The 15,863-nt window shown below is 67.7% G+C and carries 13 protein-coding genes; 1 reads left to right on the top strand and 12 read right to left on the bottom strand.

Annotated features, from left to right (window positions below; translation table 11 throughout):
• Nucleotides 1–93: 93 nt before the first annotated feature.
• The 4 genes from EV687_RS17135 to EV687_RS17120 all read right to left on the bottom strand — a co-directional run bounded on the left by EV687_RS17135 (nucleotide 94) and on the right by EV687_RS17120 (nucleotide 6,662).
• Nucleotides 94–1,287, bottom strand: coding sequence for a ChuX/HutX family heme-like substrate-binding protein (locus tag EV687_RS17135; protein WP_162846669.1), 1,194 nt, complete (start codon nucleotides 1,285–1,287; stop codon nucleotides 94–96).
• 66 nt (nucleotides 1,288–1,353) lie between these two features.
• Nucleotides 1,354–3,630 (bottom strand): TonB-dependent hemoglobin/transferrin/lactoferrin family receptor, encoded by a 2,277-nt coding sequence (locus EV687_RS17130; RefSeq protein WP_162846668.1) that lies wholly within the window; start codon nucleotides 3,628–3,630, stop codon nucleotides 1,354–1,356.
• A 281-nt stretch (nucleotides 3,631–3,911) separates the two neighbouring features.
• A complete protein-coding gene (locus tag EV687_RS17125; RefSeq protein ID WP_122231463.1) occupies nucleotides 3,912–5,252 on the bottom strand; it encodes a 3-deoxy-D-manno-octulosonic acid transferase in 1,341 nt (446 codons plus the stop codon).
• Between the two features lie 27 nt (nucleotides 5,253–5,279).
• On the bottom strand, nucleotides 5,280–6,662 hold the full coding sequence (locus EV687_RS17120) for a phosphomannomutase/phosphoglucomutase (RefSeq protein WP_122231461.1): 1,383 nt from the start codon (nucleotides 6,660–6,662) through the stop codon (nucleotides 5,280–5,282).
• Nucleotides 6,663–6,922: 260 nt separating this feature from the next.
• Between EV687_RS17120 and fumC the strand changes: the two genes are divergently transcribed.
• Nucleotides 6,923–8,323 (top strand): class II fumarate hydratase, encoded by a 1,401-nt coding sequence (gene fumC / locus EV687_RS17115; protein ID WP_122231459.1) that lies wholly within the window; start codon nucleotides 6,923–6,925, stop codon nucleotides 8,321–8,323.
• Between the two features lie 242 nt (nucleotides 8,324–8,565).
• Here fumC and EV687_RS17110 read toward each other — a convergent pair whose 3' ends face one another.
• From EV687_RS17110 to EV687_RS17075, 8 genes are read right to left on the bottom strand one after another with little or no spacing between them, the layout of a single operon-like run.
• On the bottom strand, nucleotides 8,566–8,931 hold the full coding sequence (locus EV687_RS17110) for a RidA family protein (protein WP_122231457.1): 366 nt from the start codon (nucleotides 8,929–8,931) through the stop codon (nucleotides 8,566–8,568).
• 43 nt (nucleotides 8,932–8,974) lie between these two features.
• Nucleotides 8,975–10,111 carry an NAD(P)/FAD-dependent oxidoreductase gene (locus EV687_RS17105; RefSeq protein WP_122231455.1) on the bottom strand — a complete coding sequence of 379 codons (1,137 nt, stop codon included), beginning with the start codon at nucleotides 10,109–10,111 and terminating at the stop codon, nucleotides 8,975–8,977.
• Nucleotides 10,108–11,529 (bottom strand): FAD/NAD(P)-dependent oxidoreductase, encoded by a 1,422-nt coding sequence (locus EV687_RS17100; RefSeq protein ID WP_242612705.1) that lies wholly within the window; start codon nucleotides 11,527–11,529, stop codon nucleotides 10,108–10,110. The genes EV687_RS17105 and EV687_RS17100 overlap by 4 nt, the downstream gene beginning before the upstream one ends.
• Nucleotides 11,522–11,902 carry a (2Fe-2S)-binding protein gene (locus EV687_RS17095; protein WP_122231454.1) on the bottom strand — a complete coding sequence of 127 codons (381 nt, stop codon included), beginning with the start codon at nucleotides 11,900–11,902 and terminating at the stop codon, nucleotides 11,522–11,524. Before EV687_RS17095 ends, EV687_RS17100 begins: the two co-directional genes overlap by 8 nt.
• The gene (locus tag EV687_RS17090; protein WP_122231453.1) at nucleotides 11,892–13,055 is read right to left on the bottom strand and encodes an NAD(P)/FAD-dependent oxidoreductase; all 1,164 of its coding nucleotides are present in this window, start codon (nucleotides 13,053–13,055) and stop codon (nucleotides 11,892–11,894) included. Before EV687_RS17090 ends, EV687_RS17095 begins: the two co-directional genes overlap by 11 nt.
• 31 nt (nucleotides 13,056–13,086) lie before the next feature.
• Nucleotides 13,087–13,881 carry an ABC transporter permease gene (locus EV687_RS17085; protein WP_122231451.1) on the bottom strand — a complete coding sequence of 265 codons (795 nt, stop codon included), beginning with the start codon at nucleotides 13,879–13,881 and terminating at the stop codon, nucleotides 13,087–13,089.
• 4 nt (nucleotides 13,882–13,885) lie between these two features.
• The gene (locus EV687_RS17080; protein WP_122231449.1) at nucleotides 13,886–14,776 is read right to left on the bottom strand and encodes an ABC transporter permease; all 891 of its coding nucleotides are present in this window, start codon (nucleotides 14,774–14,776) and stop codon (nucleotides 13,886–13,888) included.
• Nucleotides 14,769–15,821 (bottom strand): ABC transporter ATP-binding protein, encoded by a 1,053-nt coding sequence (locus EV687_RS17075; protein ID WP_122231447.1) that lies wholly within the window; start codon nucleotides 15,819–15,821, stop codon nucleotides 14,769–14,771. The genes EV687_RS17080 and EV687_RS17075 overlap by 8 nt, the downstream gene beginning before the upstream one ends.
• Nucleotides 15,822–15,863: the final 42 nt, after the last annotated feature.

Genomic DNA, 15,863 nt, shown 5'->3' with positions numbered 1-15,863 from the left:
GGGCCGCTGTCATGGGAAAGCCGGGCAAGAAGCCCGGCTTTTCTTCTTCCTGCGCCTGGCCGATGACAACCGGCGGTGCGCAGCGCATGCCCTTCAGTTCAGGCGCCGACCAGCATGGTCATCGGCACCCGGCAGGCTCTTGACCAGGTCAATCCACTCGGTGGGTACCGGATGCGCGCTGCTGCGCACGCCGAACAGCGAGGTGACCAACTGACCATCGGCATCGTAGTAGTCGACCGAGTAGATGCCGCCGCGCTCGATCTGCCAGCCATGAGCCACCCTGGCGATGCGCACGCGCAGCAGCGAGGTGGGATCCTCCACCTCCAGCCAGTCACCCACGCGGCGCACATCGTGAACCGGGTCGCCATGGATTTGCGTGACCGCGCCATTGCTGACGAAAACCATGATCGGCAGACCACGCGCCGCTGCCCCGTCGAACAAGGCCTGCAGTGACTCGGGCGCCAACTCGCGCGTCTTGCCCGGCGGCGCCAGGCGCAATGCCTGTTCGCGGCCCAGCTTGAAGTCGCGCAGGATGCGATTGAATTGGTGCACGTCGGTGATCTGGTTCCAGGCCGCGTGATAGGCGGCAAGATCGATGGCCGCATCGGGCGTCGGCGCGGCCGCGGGTGTCGCGGCACCGGCCGCCGTGCCCGCCGGCTGCAGTGGTGGTGCGCTCTGGTCGTCGCTGCGGAACTGCATCACCAGTTGGTCGAAGGCCGCCTCATGGGCGGTGTTGGCCAGCGTCAGGCGCAGGATTTCACGCCCTTCGGCATTGAAGAAGAGCAGGCTGCGGCGCACGCGACCATGGGAGTCCGGCGCCACCACCGCAAACGCATGTGCCCATTCAGTGAAGCGCAAGCGCAGATCGATCGGCCCTTCGAAATAGCCGTTGGCATTGGCACGGTTGCGCTCGCGTTGCTGGCGGTCCTTCTCGGCATCGCCGCTCGGCTCGGTCCAGCGTCCGGACATCCGGTTGGGGATGCCCACGCGGGTGATCTGGGCGTTCTCATTGGAGGAGCTGACCCGGATCTGGCCCAGGTCCAGCACCGCCGTCATGATGTCGGGCGCAGCTTCCATGCCATTCGCACGCAGGCGTGTGGCGGTCTGGCCCAGCTGCGCCACCACGGCGTCCCAGCTGCCGGCCGTGACGGTCGTCGCCACCGTCGCCGGTGCCTGCGTGGCGTTGCGGTGCTGAGGAGGCAACGAGCTGCAGGCGGACAAAACCAGGACTGCGGCCAGCAACCCCGAACCAACGTGCCGGTGAGCGGAGATTTTCTTGAGAGGCATGTTCATGATTCCAATGTATTCCATCGGTGTCACCGCCACCGGGTGCCCCGATGACGGACGGCACCATCAGAACCGCACCTCCAGCGAGGTACCGAAGCTGCGGCCCGGACGGGCCTGGCGCTCGATGTCGCCGGTGGCGCTGGCCGCCAGGTCGCGCACCGAGGCATAGTCCCAGTACTTGCGGTCGGCAAGGTTGTAGATACCCGCGCGCCAGGTCACGTTGCGGCTGATGTTCCAGTAGGCGGTCAGGTCCAGCACGGTGGCGCCGGGCACGTCGAAGTATTCGCCCGTCGAATCCCTCAGCACATCGGCTCCCGGCGCCTGCTTGCCGCGCGTCCATGTCGTGTGCAGCGCGCCGCCAAAGCGTTTGCCCGGATCGTCATAGCCGAGTCCGAGCACCAGCTTGGCCGGCAGCACCGAAGGCAGATCGGCCTTCTCGCCCGTCTCGCTGTTGCGCGCCGTGCCTTTGGACCAGCCGGCCGCCAGCGACAGGCTCAGGCCCTGCACCGATGGCGCCCACTCGCCCAGTTCAAAGCGGCTGGCCAGTTCGGTGCCCCAGATGGTGGCTTTGCCGATGTTGTCGGTGCGATAGACAAACAGGCCGAACTGCGGCAGGCTCGGATCGACCCCAATGTTGGTGTATTCGATGTAGTTCCTGTAGCGGCTGTAGAAGGCCGAGGCACTCAGCGTCACGCCACGGCTGGGCTCGCCACGCACGCCCAGCTCGAAGTTGTCGCTGGTCTCCTTCTTCAGGTCCGGATTGCCCAGTACGGCGTAGCCGGTGCCCGGATTCTCGAACGATCCCGTCAACTCGCTGACTGTCGGCTGGCGCACGCCGCGGCTGTATTGCGCGAAGGCATCGAAGCCCGGCTGCAGTTGCACCGTCAGGTTCAGGCTGGGCAGCCAGTCGGTGCCCGAACGCGTGCGCAATTCGCCTGCCGAGGCACTGGAGCCTTCGGCATAGCGATCCACATCGGTCGGCTTGAGGCGGTGGTGCTGCACGGTCAGCCCGGGCGTCAAGGTGGCGCGCCGCCCGGCCAGCGTGAAGCCGATCTCGTCGCGCAGATAGAGACTCAGGCGCGTGTCCCTGGCGGAAGCGGCACGGTCCCTGACGGGGGCAGCAACGGGCGCCACCTCGCCATTGTCCAGATAGCTTCGGCTCTCCTCCCAGGGCCGTTCATTGTTGGTCCGCGTCAGCGCCGCGCCATAGAACACGTGGTGCTGACCGAGCCGCTTGCTGGCATCGGCAGTCACGCCCAGCGTCTTGTACTCGCTGTTGGTCAGGATGTGGCGCTCATAGCCGCGCGGCACGCGGGGCTGCGCCGTGGGCACCTGTGCAGTGGTATGGTTCTTGGCTTCGCTGCGCTGGTAGTAAATGCGGCTGTCCAGCACGTCGAAGGCCGCCAGTTCTCCCTGCGGCACCCAGGTGTGCTCGAGGCTGATGCGGCTGCGCCGATCGGTGCCGTCCTGGCGCGGGGCGTAGGGACTGGCCGCCGTGATCTTGTTATTGTTGGTCAGTTCGGTATCGCGCGCCACATGCTCGATGCCCAGCCCCAGGCGGCTGTTCGTGCCCGCGCCCCAGACGAACTTGGTGAGCAGGGCATTGCTGTTCCAGTCCTTGGGATTGGGCGCCACGTCGCCTTCGGACTTCTCCTCTTCGCCATCACGGCGCACGTAAATGCCCAGCGCCTGCACGCCGCCCACCTGCGCCGCGCCGGTCAGCGCGTGCATGCGGCTCTTGTCGCTGGAGAGGTAGCCGAACTTGTAGCCCAGGTACCGGCTCTGGCCGCCTTGCAGGAAGTCCTCCGGGGACTTGGTGATGAAACGCACGCGTCCGCCCAGGCCGTTGCTGCCGGGCCGCCCCGAAGCGGTAGCGCCCGATTCGATCTCGACCAGCTGATAAAGCTCCGGCTCCAGCGTGTCGCGTCCGCCGGCAAAACTGTTGTTCTGCATGCTGTCGGGCTTGCTCTCGGCCGGCGGCAATGCAATGCCATCGACATCAATGGCGACGCGGTTGCCATCGACGCCGCGGATGTTGTAGCCGGTGGTGCCGGAGCCATCCCAGACATTGTTGCCGGAACCGCTGGCAATGCCCGGCGCGCTCACCAGCGGCTGGTAGCGCACCACGTCGGCCATGTTGTTGGTGTCCTGCCCGGCCAGCGTCTCGGCATCGAGGCGCTGGAGACTGCCGCGCGTTTCTTCCTCGCGCTGGCCCAGCACCTGCACTTCAGCGAGGCTCTTGCTGTCGGCCGGCAAGGCCGCATTGGCCGCGGCCTGCGCCATGACCGTCATCGGCAGGGCCAGCGAGGCCAGCCCGGCGGCCAGCAGCCAATGGCGTGTCAAATTGAACGAATGGGCGCCTGTCGGGGCACACCAGGAGACGGGTGGCCGAGTTGCAGCCGGCGGAGAGCATGAAGCCATGGGATGGATTTCCGGAAAGGATCAAACATCTGGCTGGCTGTCCCCGCCGGCAGAGGCCGGGATCAAGGGTGGCTGGCTGAAAGCGCTCATTTTAATGAGAACGATGCCTATTCATCAAACTGTCATCGATGGCGATCGATCATATGGTGTGCGGATGCGACATATGCCCGCTGGCGCACATGCGCCGCCCCCGATTCACGACACTAGCGTGCGGGCAGCGCGTGCCGGTGCAAAGCCAGCGCCACGGCATCGGCAAGGCGAGCGAGCGCGCCACGATGATGCTGCGCGAAGGCTTCCGCCCGCGTGCTGCACAGCCGCAGCTGCGCCGGATCCCGCACCTGTTGCAGCGCCAGCGCCACGGCCTGCGTCATGTCCCCGGCACGCCAGGCCACGCCTTGCGCCAGTGCGTCCTCCGCGGATTGGGCAAAATTGAAGGTGTGCGGCCCCATCACCACCGGGCAGCCGCAGGCGCAGGCCTCGATCAGGTTCTGCCCGCCCAGCGGCTCGAACGATGCCCCCAGCAAGGCCAGGTCCGCCAGGCCGTAGTACAGCGCCATCTCGCCCATGCTGTCGCCGAGCCAGAGATCCGCCGCCGGCGGCGCCTCGCCATCCGCCGGCCACTGGCTGCGCCGGGACACCACCAAGCCACGCTCCCGGGCCAGTGCCGCGACCTCGTCGAAACGCTGCGGGTGGCGCGGCACCACCAGCCATTGCAGATCCTGCGCGCCGGCGGTGGTGCGGATCGCGTTCAGCCACTGCGCCTCCTCGCCCGCGCGGGAGCTGGCCAGCATCACGATCGGCCGGCCGGTGCGCTGGCGGAACCGGGTGCGCCAGTCGCGCCCCTGCGCCAGCAGCCGCGCATCGGGCCGGGCATCGAACTTGAGGTTGCCCGTCACGGCCGTGACGCTGGCACCGGCGGCGCGCAGGCGCCCGGCGTCCTGCTCGGTCTGTGCGTATACGGCCGCCAACCCGGCGTAGGCCGGGCGCATCAGGGCCGGCAGACGCTGGGCGCCGGCGAGCGACTTGGCATTGAGGCGCGCATTGACCAGCCACAGCGGCACGCCTGCGTGTGCAGCCTGGTCGATGAGGTTGGGCCAGACTTCGGTTTCGATCAGCAGGCCCATGGCCGGCCGGAAATGCGCGAAGAAACGCCGCACCGCGCCGGGCGTGTCCCACGGCAGCCAGCACTGGAGATCACCGCCCTGCAGCAGCTGGCGGCCTTCGGCCCGGCCGGTTGCCGTGCCGTGGGTCAGCAGGATGCGCACATCGGGAATGCGCTCGCGCAGGGCGGCGATCAGCAGTCCAGCGGTGCGCGTCTCGCCCAGTGAAACGGCATGGATCCACAGCAGCTCGGCCTGCGTCTGGGCCGGTGTGGTGTAGCGTCCGAACCGCTCGGGCACGGCCTCGGCGTAGCCAGCCTCGGCCTGGGCACGGCGGCGCAGCTTGCGGCGCAGCAAGGGCTGCGCCAGCCATGCGGCCAGCCCGTAGGCACGCAAGGCGGCGCGGCTGGCAAGGCCTTCGCGCGCGGGCTGGCGTGGCGGCATGGCAGCGAGGCTCGTGCTTGGCCGCGCTCAGTGCGCCGCCGTGGCGATCTGTGCGCCGGGCTTGACGCTTTGCACCAGCGCCAGGAACTGCTTCTGGATGCGCGCGAGCGCCTCGGGGGTCTGCCCCTCGAAGCGCAGCACCAGTACTGGCGTGGTGTTGGAAGCACGCACGAGGCCAAAGCCGTCGGGCCAGTCCACGCGCAGGCCGTCGATGGTGCTGACCTTGGCTGGTGCCTCGAACTGCGCCTTGCCCACCAGCTCGGCCACCAGCTGGTGCGGCTCGCCTTCGGCACAGACGATGTTCATCTCCGGCGTCGAGTGGCTCTGCGGCAGGGCATTGAGCACTGCCGACGGATCGGCGCTGCGGCTGAGGATCTCCAGCAAGCGACAGCCGGCGTAGGTGCCGTCGTCAAAGCCGTACCAGCGCTCCTTGAAGAAGATGTGGCCGCTCATCTCGCCGCCCAGCGGGGCGCCGGTCTCGCGCATGCGCGCCTTGATAAGCGAGTGGCCGGTGCTGTACATCACCGGCTTGCCACCGGCCTGCTCGATGAAGGGGGCGAGCTGCTGCGTGCACTTGACGTCGAAGATGATTTCGCCACCGGGCACGCGCGAGAGCACATCCTGCGCGAACAGCATGATCTGGCGGTCCGGGAAGATGTTCTGCCCATCCTTGGTGATGATGCCCAGGCGGTCGCCATCGCCATCGAAGGCCAGGCCCAGCTCGGCGTCGCTGAACTGCAGCGCGGCAATCAGGTCGCGCAGGTTCTCGGGCTTGCTCGGATCCGGGTGGTGGTTGGGGAAGTTGCCATCGACCTCGGTGAACAGCTCGACCACCTCGCAACCAATGGCGCGCAGCACCTGCGGCGCGCTGGCGCCGGCCACGCCATTGCCGGCATCAACCACCACCTTGATGGGGCGCGCGAGGTGGATGTCGGAGGCGATGCGCTGGATGTATTCGGGCAGGATCTCGAGCTGGCGCACCTGGCCGGCGGGCACATCGTCCCAGGCATCGGCCTCCATCAGCTGGCGCAGCTGCTGGATATCCTTGCCGTAGATGGCCTTGCCGGCCAGCACCATCTTGAAGCCGTTGTAGTCCTTGGGATTGTGGCTGCCGGTGACCTGGATACCGCTCCTGGCATGCGTGCTGGCGGCAAAGTACAGCATCGGCGTTGTCACCATGCCGGCGTCCAGCACATCCACGCCGGCAGCGGTCAGGCCTTCGATCAGAGCGGCCGACAGCTCCGGGCCGCTGAGGCGCCCGTCACGGCCGACGGCCACCTCGCGCTCGCCAGCGCGCCGGGCCACCGTCCCGAAGGCGCGTCCGAGCGCCCGGGCGATGTCCGCATCGAGCGTGCTCGGCACGATGCCGCGAATGTCGTAGGCCTTGAAAATGGATGCTGAGATGGTCACGAGGAAAGCCCTCCGGTGTACTGGTAAAAGCCGATTGTAGGGGCCTGGCAGCAGGCCGCGGGCTTCCCCTGGCCCCGGCCCGGCATGCAAGTGTGTCCGTCTGCGTCTGCTGCTACGCCAACCCCAAGCCAACCAGGCGCCGCAGCCTGGAACCACGCCCGAACCGGAATGTCACTACAATGAATGCGCCAAGAATGATAATGATTTCATGTCATTCATCCTTTCAACCATCACGCCCGGACGCACCGAGACATCGAGACATGAGCACGCACAACGCCAACACCCGCACCGAAAAAGACACCTTTGGTCCCATCGAGGTCCCGGCCGACAGGCTCTGGGGCGCACAGACCCAGCGCTCGCTGCAGAACTTCGACATCTCCGGCGAGAAGCAGCCCAGGGAAATCATCAAGGCGCTGGCCCAGGTCAAGCGCGCCTCGGCCGCCGTCAATCATGCGCTGGGCCTGCTCGATGAAAAAAAGACCAAGGCGATCATCGATGCCGCCCAGGAAATCATCGACGGCAAGCACCCCGATGAATTCCCGCTGGTGGTCTGGCAGACCGGCTCGGGCACGCAAACCAACATGAACCTCAACGAGGTCATTGCCAACCGCGCCAGCGAGCTGCTGGGTGGCGAGCGCGGCGAGGCCCGCCTGGTGCACCCCAATGACGACGTGAACAAGAGCCAGTCGTCCAACGACGTGTTCCCCACCGCTTCGCACGTGGCCGCCGTCGATGCGCTGACCAACAAGCTGCTGCCCGCGATCGACGTGCTCAAGAACACGCTGGCGCAAAAGGCCAAGGCGTTCGATGACATCGTCAAGATCGGCCGCACCCACCTGCAGGACGCCACGCCGCTGACGCTGGGCCAGGAAATCTCCGGCTGGGTCGCCCAACTGGAACACGGCAAGAAGCACGTGCAGGACACCCTGCCCCACCTCTACGAACTGGCGCTGGGCGGCACCGCAGTCGGCACCGGCCTGAACGCGCCCAAGGGCTATGCCGAAGGCGTGGCCAAGGAGCTCGCCAGCATCACCGGCCTGCCCTTCATCACCTCGCCCAACAAGTTCGAATCGCTGGCGTCGCAGGATGCGCTGGTGTTCGCCCATGGCGCGCTGAAGACCCTGGCAGCCAGCCTGACGAAGATCGCCAACGACGTGCGCTGGCTGGCCAGCGGCCCGCGCAGCGGCATCGGCGAGATCAGCATTCCCGAGAACGAGCCCGGCTCATCGATCATGCCCGGCAAGGTCAACCCGACGCAGAGCGAAGCCGTCACCATGCTGGCTGCGCAAGTGTTCGGCAATGACGTGGCGATCAACATCAGCGGCGCCTCCGGCAACTTCGAGCTGAACGTGTTCCGCCCCGTCGTGGCGCACAACTTCCTGCAGAGCGTGCGGCTGCTGGCCGACGGCATGCTGAGCTTCAACCACAACTGCGCCGTCGGCATCGAGCCCAACCGTGCGCGCATCAGCGAACTGGTCGGCAACTCGCTGATGCTGGTCACCGCGCTGAACCCGCACATCGGCTACGACAAGGCTGCCTTCATCGCCAAGAAGGCGCACAAGGAAGGCACGACGCTGCGCGAAGCGGCCGTGGCCTCAGGGCACCTGACTGGCGAGCAGTTCGACCAGTGGGTCGTGCCTGAGCACATGATCGGCCGCTGAACGGCCACGGCCACCGGCACTGGCGCCCTTCAGGCGCGGGCCGGTGGCACACACGCAGAGCCTGTGCCCGGTCTTTTCGCGGGCCACCTGGCCCAGGCAGGCGATGCGGTGCCAAGCACAAACCGCCGCGAGGATTTACCACGCCGCAGCCGCGGCTTTTCAGGCGTCACCCGAAGGGCATGGCGCAGCCATGCCGCTGCTTGGCGAGACCATAAGCCCGCGAAAAGCGCGTGAACAGGCTCTCAGAGCGCGGCGGTGACGATCACCTCCACCAGCAGTTCGGGGCGGGCCAGCCTGGCCTCGCAGGTGGCTCGCGTTGGCATGGCGCTGCGGTCGGCCCATTCGCCCCAGGCCTTGTTCATGCCGGCGAAGTCGCGTTCGATGTCCTTGAGCCAGATCTGCACCGTGAGCAAGCGGGATTTGCTGGTGCCGGCCTGGGCGAGATAGCCGTCGATCTTGCCCAGCACGTCACGGGTCTGGCCCTCGATATCGGCGTGAATGTCGCTGGCCGTCACGCCGGCCACGTACACGGTGCCGTTGTGGATGACGATGCGGCTGAGGCGCTCGTTGCTGTCGATGCGCTGGATGTCATTGCTGTCGTTGCTCATGGAAAACTCCTGATGGTGAGAAAAAGATAGAAAAAACAAGGATTCAGCCGGCGCCGAAGCGGTCCACCGCAAAAGGCGCGATGGGCCACTCGGTGGATCCGTGCTCGACGAGATCGGCCACGATACTGCCGATGATGGGGCTGAGCTCGAAACCGTGCGCGGAAAAACCGAAGGCATGGACTACGCCAGGACTCGCGCGCCCGAACCCGATAACCGGAATCTGGTCTGGCAGAAAGCCTTCCACCCCGGCCCAGGCCCGCACGATCTGCATGTCCCGCAGATGCGGGAACAGATCGACGACGGTCTGCGCGCTGCGCGTCATGCTGGCGAGATCGACCGGCGCCACGCGCGCGGCGGCATCGGCCTCGCAGCGCAGGCCGCCCCCAATGACCACCGTACCGTTGTCGAACTGCTTGAACGACAGTGGCCGGCCCACCGCGCCCAGCACCGGCCGCACGAAGGGTGCCACGCGCTGGGTGACCATCAACATCAGTCCGCCCGGCTGCAGCGGCACGGCATCGCCGAGCCGGCCGGCCAGTTCGGCGCCCCATGCTCCGGCCGTGTTGATCAATTGCGCCGCCGCGTAGCGCGCGCTGCCAGCCTCGACCTGCCAGACGCCGTCACGCCGCCGGACGGTGGTTGCTGCGGCGCCCTCATGGATCTGCACGCCCGCCCGCAGCGCCGCCAGCCGGAAGGCCGTGACAACGCGGTAGGGCTGTGCATAGCCATCATCCGCCGCCCAGATGCCGCCCACCACGTGTGGCGAGATGCTGGGCACCAGTTCGTGCACCTCCTGCTGATCGATCCACTGCTCGTGCGTGAAACCGCGTGCCTGCAATTGGGCAATGCGCTCCTGCGCCGCCTGTTGATCGGCCGCGTTCTCCGCCACCTGCAGTTGCCCGCTGGCGACGAAGCCGCCATCATCGCCAAGCAGTTCCCGCAGCCGGTGCCACATCCGGCGCGCTCCGAGCGCCAGCGGAATCTCGGCCACATGCCGCCCCAGCGTGCGCACGCCACCGGCGTTGACGCCCGAGGCGTGGCGTCCGCAGTACTCCGCCTCCAGCAGACGCACCCGCAGGCCGCGCCGCGCCAGCTGCAATGCGCTGGAGAGGCCCTGCAGGCCACCACCGATGACCAGCACATCGCTGCCCGTGGACGTGGCACCGGTCCTGCCACTCATGCGTCACCTTGTGCCAGCTGGCCCAGCGTTAACGCCTTGATCGGCGGGCGGATGCGGTAGTAGCCCACCTCCTGTGGCGGCAGGCCGCTGGCCTGCGCAATGATCTCGGTGACCGTCAGCCCGCACTGGCGTCCCTGGCACGGGCCCATGCCGCAGCGGCTGAAGGACTTGGTCTGGTTCGGACCGATGCAGCCGATGGTCACCTGCTCGCGGATGGCCCCGGCCGTGACTTCCTCGCAGCGGCAGACCATCACTTCATCGGCCGGAATGCGGTAGGAGTCGCGCGGGCGGTACTGGCGGTTGAGGAACGGGCGGATCGCCAGGTGGTGATGAATCTGCGCGCGCAACTCGGCCGCGCGCCGCCCGATGACCGCCGCATCGCCGGCGCCCAAGCCACGCATGGCACCCAACGCCGCCAGTTCGCCCTGCAACGCCGCTACCAGTGCGCCGCCGATGGCCGCGCCGTCACCGGCCACATGGATACCCGGCACGCTGAGCTGGCCCCATTCGTCGCACTCGGGCAGCCAGCACAGCTGGGTGTCATCCCAGCGATGGCGGGCGCGCAGCGACCAGCTGATCTGCGTGTTGGGCACCACGCCCTGATGCAGCAGCGCCAGTTGGCAGTCGAGCACCTGTACCTTGCCACCGGCGGTGAAGGACACGCGCTCGAGCCGGTCATGGCCCTCCAGGCGCAGTTGCTGCACGTCGTGGAAGAAGGGCACGCCAGCGGCCTTGATCTCGCGCAGCAGGCGCAGGCCCTTGCCCACGTACTGCCAGCCGGCCAGCAGGTCGCGGGCATGGCGCAGGACCAGTCGCAGGTCGGTTCCCGCCGTTGTGTCGAGGATGGCGCGCAGCGGCACGCCGGCGCGCAGATACTGGGCCGCCAGCAGGTACAGCAGCGGCCCGCAGCCGGCCAGCACCACGGGTGTGCTGGGCACCAGCGAAGCGCTCTTGAGCAGGATCTGTCCCGCGCCGGCGGTCATCACGCCCGGCAAGGTCCAGCCCGGCACCGGGAAGGGCCGCTCCATCGCGCCGGTGGCCACGATGATGGCCCGCCCGCGCACGGCCTGCGTACGGCTTTCACGCAGCACGTGGAGGGTCTTGTCGGGCGCGACCTGCCACACGGCCGTGCCGCTCCAATGGGTGAGCCGGCCCGCGGCGTTCGCTTCCAGCACCTCGCGCGCCAGTGCCGCGCCATGGCTGTAGTCCGGCCCCAGGATGCGCTCGCGCTGCGCATCGGTGTCGGTGATGCTGCGGTAGATCTGCCCGCCGACGGCCGGCTGCTCATCGATCAGCAGCGTCGAGAGACCCCCGCGGCTGGCCGCCAGTGCGGCAGCCATGCCGGCGGGGCCGGCGCCGATAACCACCAAGTCAAAATCTGCCGTGGCCTCTTCATGGGCATGCATGGCATCAGTCATGGCGCCCTCCGCAGACGGCGCTCTCGGCATCGGGCTGCGATGCCGGCACCGGGAAGGCCAGACCCGGGAGTGCATCCATGGTCCGCACGCGCATGCCTTCGCGCGGCTGCACCAGGCAGGCCTGCTGGCTGGGCACGCCGTCGATCTCCAGCAGGCATTCGAAGCACACTCCCATCATGCAGTAGGGTGCGCGCGCATCGCCGCCGACCGGCGCGGAGCGAAAGCGCCGCACGCCCGCGGCGAGCAGGCCGGCGGCCAGCGTGATGCCGGCGGGCAACGCCAGCGGCACGCCATTGAAATCGATGGAGACCATCGCGCGCGGCGGCGTGCCGGCGACCGGTGGCAGGGGGGTGAACAGGGCTTCAGTGACCATAGCGGGCGATCGGGGTATCGGGGGTGAATCGGTTGGCGGAAAAGGCGGCGATGGCCGGCTGTTCGCTGCCGCCGGCGATCCATGGCGCCAGCGTCAGCGCATGCTGCGCGGCCAGCGTCACGCCGCTGTGGCAGGTCACGGCAAACGCACCGGGACAGGCCGCGGACTGCTGATAGATGGGAAAGCCATCGGGCGTCATGATGCGCAGCGCCGCCCAGGTGCGCACCAGTCGCGCATTGCGCAGCGCCGGAAAACAGCGCAGCGCGCGCGCGGCAATCTCGGCGCTCACCGGCACGCGCACCAGATCGTCCAAACCGGCTTCCTCCATCGAGTCGCCGATCTGCACCGTGCCTTCGTCGGTCTGGCGCACGTAGTTGGTGGGCATGCGCAGCAGGGGCTGCAGCCGCTCGGTGATGAGCACCTGCCCCTTGTTGGGGCGCACCGGAATGAACATGCCGACCTGCTCGGCCAGGGCCTGGCAGCCCAGCCCCGCGGCAATGACCAGCCGCGGCGCCTGCCAGCGCCTGGGCTGGTCGCTTCCGCCGGTCACCGTGAAGATGCCATTGGCATGCGCGATGCGCTGCACGCCGGCGCGGGTGTGCAGGCGCACGCCGCGGCGCTGGTTGGCGGTATGCAGCGCGCGCAGCAGCTTCAGCGGGTTGCAGTGCCCATCCATGGGCGAATAGCTCACGGTCCGCACCTCGGGGCCGAGGCCGGGCAGGTCCTCGTGCACCGACTGCGGATCGAGGAACTCGTAGCGGTAGTCGGCCGCACCCACCTGCTGCTGCAGCCAGTGCAGGCGCTCGCGCCGCGTGGCCACTTCCGCCTCCGAGAGGCAAATGTGAAAGCCGCCGCGCTGCTGCAGCTGCACGTCGATGCCGCTCTCCTCCAGCAGCGTGGCCTGCAGTTGCGGCCACAGCCGCGTCGAGCCCAGGCTCCAGCGCGCATAGTCGGCCTTGCCGTAGCCCTTGCCCTGCACCCAGACCAGGCCGAAGTTGCCGCGCGAGGCGCGCAGCGCCACGTCGCCTTCGTCGAGCACGGCGACCTGCAGCCGCTGGCCGGCCAGCCCATGGGCGACCGCGCTGCCGACCAGCCCGCCGCCAATGACGATGGCATCGCAGGTGTGAATGGAATGATGGTTGTCTTGCGTCATGAATCGTCTCGGTCCGCTTGCGGCTTGGGCCTCAGCCTCTGCCGATCAGCACTTTTTCGAGGCCCACCACGCGATCGAGCAGCAGCATCAGCACCAGCGTGCCGGCAATCAGCACCGTCGATACCGAGGCCACCAGCGGATCGATGGTGTGGGCGATGTGGTTGTACATGGCCACCGGCAGCGTCATGGTGCCGGGCGTGGCCACGAAGATGGTCATGGTCAGCTCGTCGAAGCTCTGGATGAACGAGAGCATCCAGCCGCCAGCGATGCCGGCCATCAGCATCGGCAGCGTGATGCGGCGAAACACCGTCCAGCGCGAGGCACCCAGCGACAGGCCCGCGTTGTCGATCTCGCGGTTCATGCCCGTGGCAGCCGAGAGCACCAGCCGCATCGCATAGGGCACGATGACCACCACGTGGGTGAGCATCAGCCAGAAGAACGAGCCGCTGAGCCCGGCAATGTTGAAGAAGCGCAGGAACGCCGCGCCCAGCACCACCTGCGGGATCATCAGCGGCGACATGAAGAATGCCATCAGCGCCTCGCGTCCCGGAAAGCGGTAGCGCGCCAGTGCCAGCGCCGCGGGCACGGCCAGCACCACCGCGCAGCAGGCCGCCACCAGCCCCAGGCGCACCGAGAACCAGAATGCGCTGGTGATCTCGCCGGCATCAAGGATGGCGCGGAACCAGCGCAGCGACAGGCCGTCGGTGGGCATGGAGATGAAGCCCTTGTCGGTGAAGGAGACGGCCACCACCACCGCCAGCGGCGCGAGGATGAAGAGGATGAAAAGCGTGTGGAAGGCCAGGGCCAGGGGTCCGTTTTTCTGCATGGCGTTATCCTTCGAAGACCGGCTTGAAGCGCTTTTCGACCCAGCGGTTGCAGCCGACGATGATGATCACATTGGCCACCAGCAGCACCAGCGCGATGGCGGCGCCCAACGGCCAGTTGAGCGTGCTGAGGAACTCGTCATAGGCGGCGGTGGCCACCACCTTCAGGCGCCGCCCGCCCAGCATGGCCGGAGTGGCGAAGGCCGAGGCCGACAGGGCGAAGACGATGATGCTGCCCGAGAGAATGCCCGGCAGCAGCTGTGGCAGGATCACGCGGCGCAGCACGGTGGCGCCGGAGGCGCCCAGCGACAGGCCGGCACTTTCGACCTGCGGGTCGAGCTTCTGGATCGAGGCCCAGACCGACAGCACCATGAAGGGCACCATCACGTGCACCATGGCAATGACCACGCCGGTCATGGTGAACACCAGCCGCACCGGCCGGTCCGCCAGGCCCAGCGCCTGCAGGGCGCCGTTGATCAGGCCGTTGCTGCCCATCAGGATCGACCAGCCCAGCGTGCGCACCACCACCGAGATCAGCAGCGGCGCCAGGATCACCAGCAGGAAGATGCCCCGCCAGCGCCCCTGCATGCGCGAGAGGATGATGGTCTCCGGCACGCCCAGCAGAATGCACAGCAGCGTGACGCTGCCGGCCATGATGGCGGTGCGCGCGAAGATCTCCAGGTAATAGCCGTCGGAGAAGATTTCCCAGTAGTTGGCCAGCGTGTAGACGTCCTTGATGCCTTCCATGCCGTCGAAGACGTGAAAGGACAGCATGCCGGTGAGGATCAGCGGCGTCAGCAGCATGGTCACGAAGACCAGCAAGCCCGGTGCCGACAGCGCCCAGGGCGCCCAGGGCAGCCACGCCAGGCGGCGCGCGGGACGGAAGGTGTCAGACATGGGCGGCCTCCGTGCGCGGGAGCACGCGCAGATCCTCGGCGCGCCAGTCGAGGGCCACTGCGCCGCCCTCCTCCACCGCCAGCGCCTGGCTGTTGGGCACACTCACCCGCAACGGGCCCAGCGCGGTCTCGACCTCCAGCATCCAGTGGCTGCCAAGGAACAGCTTGGTCTTCACCGTCCCGGGCCAGCGCCCCTGGCCGGGCGCCAGCACGCGGATTTTCTCCGGGCGGATATAGGCGTGCACCGCGCCATGCAGCGCATGCGGCGCGCTGGGCAATTCGACGGTCTCGACCTGCACCGCGGTGCTGCCGACGGCCTGCGCCTCCAGCCGGTTGGTCTTGCCCAGAAAGGTCGAGGCGAAGTTCGATTTCGGGTGCTCGTAGGCACCGTAGGGCGTATCGAGCTGGACGATGCGTCCGCCATGCATCACGGCGATGCGGTCGCTCATCGTCATTGCCTCCACCTGGTCGTGCGTCACCAGAATGGTGGTGATGCCCAGGTGCCGCTGAATGGCGCGCATCTCGATGTGCATTTCCTCGCGCAGCTTGGCGTCAAGGTTGGACATGGGCTCGTCGAGCAGCAGCACCTCGGGCCGGATGGCCAGCGCGCGGGCGATGGCCACGCGCTGGCGCTGCCCGCCCGAGAGTTCACGCGGATAGCGCGCCTGCAACCCCTGCAGCCGCACCAGCGCCAGCGTCTCGTCGATGCGCTGGCGCTGCTCGGCAGCCGTCAGGCCCCGCATCTGCAGGCCGAATGCGATGTTCTGCTCCACGGTCATGTGCGGAAACAGGGCATAACTCTGGAACACGATGCCCATGCCGCGCTTTTCTGGACGCAGCCGCGTGATGTCGCGCCCCGCCACAGACACCGTGCCGCGGCTGGGCTCGATGAATCCGGCCACCATCTGCAGCGTGGTGGTCTTGCCGCAGCCCGATGGCCCCAGCAGCGAAACGAACTCGCCGCGCTCGACCTCCAGGTCCAGCTGGTCGACGGCGACAAAATCCCCAAACCTCTTGCCGAGGCCTTTGATCGTCAGGAAACTCATGGAATACCTCTTGCCCCCGCCGCGCGGCGGGCGGGGACGTCT

Origin of the sequence: Corticibacter populi (assembly GCF_004217315.1) — a bacterium.
Classification (GTDB): Bacteria; Pseudomonadota; Gammaproteobacteria; order Burkholderiales; family Burkholderiaceae_C; genus Lampropedia; species Lampropedia populi.
This window is presented reverse-complemented; position numbering and strand designations above follow the sequence as displayed.

What these genes read in the sequence shown, in the direction of transcription:
- EV687_RS17135 (WP_162846669.1), bottom strand. Translation starts at nt 1,287, where the DNA reads ATGCCTCTCAAGAAAATCTCCGCTCACCGGCACGTTGGTTCGGGGTTG.
- EV687_RS17125 (WP_122231463.1), bottom strand. Translation starts at nt 5,252, where the DNA reads ATGCCGCCACGCCAGCCCGCGCGCGAAGGCCTTGCCAGCCGCGCCGCC.
- fumC (WP_122231459.1), top strand. Translation starts at nt 6,923, where the DNA reads ATGAGCACGCACAACGCCAACACCCGCACCGAAAAAGACACCTTTGGT.
- EV687_RS17110 (WP_122231457.1), bottom strand. Translation starts at nt 8,931, where the DNA reads ATGAGCAACGACAGCAATGACATCCAGCGCATCGACAGCAACGAGCGC.
- EV687_RS17105 (WP_122231455.1), bottom strand. Translation starts at nt 10,111, where the DNA reads ATGAGTGGCAGGACCGGTGCCACGTCCACGGGCAGCGATGTGCTGGTC.
- EV687_RS17100 (WP_242612705.1), bottom strand. Translation starts at nt 11,529, where the DNA reads ATGACTGATGCCATGCATGCCCATGAAGAGGCCACGGCAGATTTTGAC.
- EV687_RS17095 (WP_122231454.1), bottom strand. Translation starts at nt 11,902, where the DNA reads ATGGTCACTGAAGCCCTGTTCACCCCCCTGCCACCGGTCGCCGGCACG.
- EV687_RS17090 (WP_122231453.1), bottom strand. Translation starts at nt 13,055, where the DNA reads ATGACGCAAGACAACCATCATTCCATTCACACCTGCGATGCCATCGTC.
- EV687_RS17085 (WP_122231451.1), bottom strand. Translation starts at nt 13,881, where the DNA reads ATGCAGAAAAACGGACCCCTGGCCCTGGCCTTCCACACGCTTTTCATC.
- EV687_RS17080 (WP_122231449.1), bottom strand. Translation starts at nt 14,776, where the DNA reads ATGTCTGACACCTTCCGTCCCGCGCGCCGCCTGGCGTGGCTGCCCTGG.
- EV687_RS17075 (WP_122231447.1), bottom strand. Translation starts at nt 15,821, where the DNA reads ATGAGTTTCCTGACGATCAAAGGCCTCGGCAAGAGGTTTGGGGATTTT.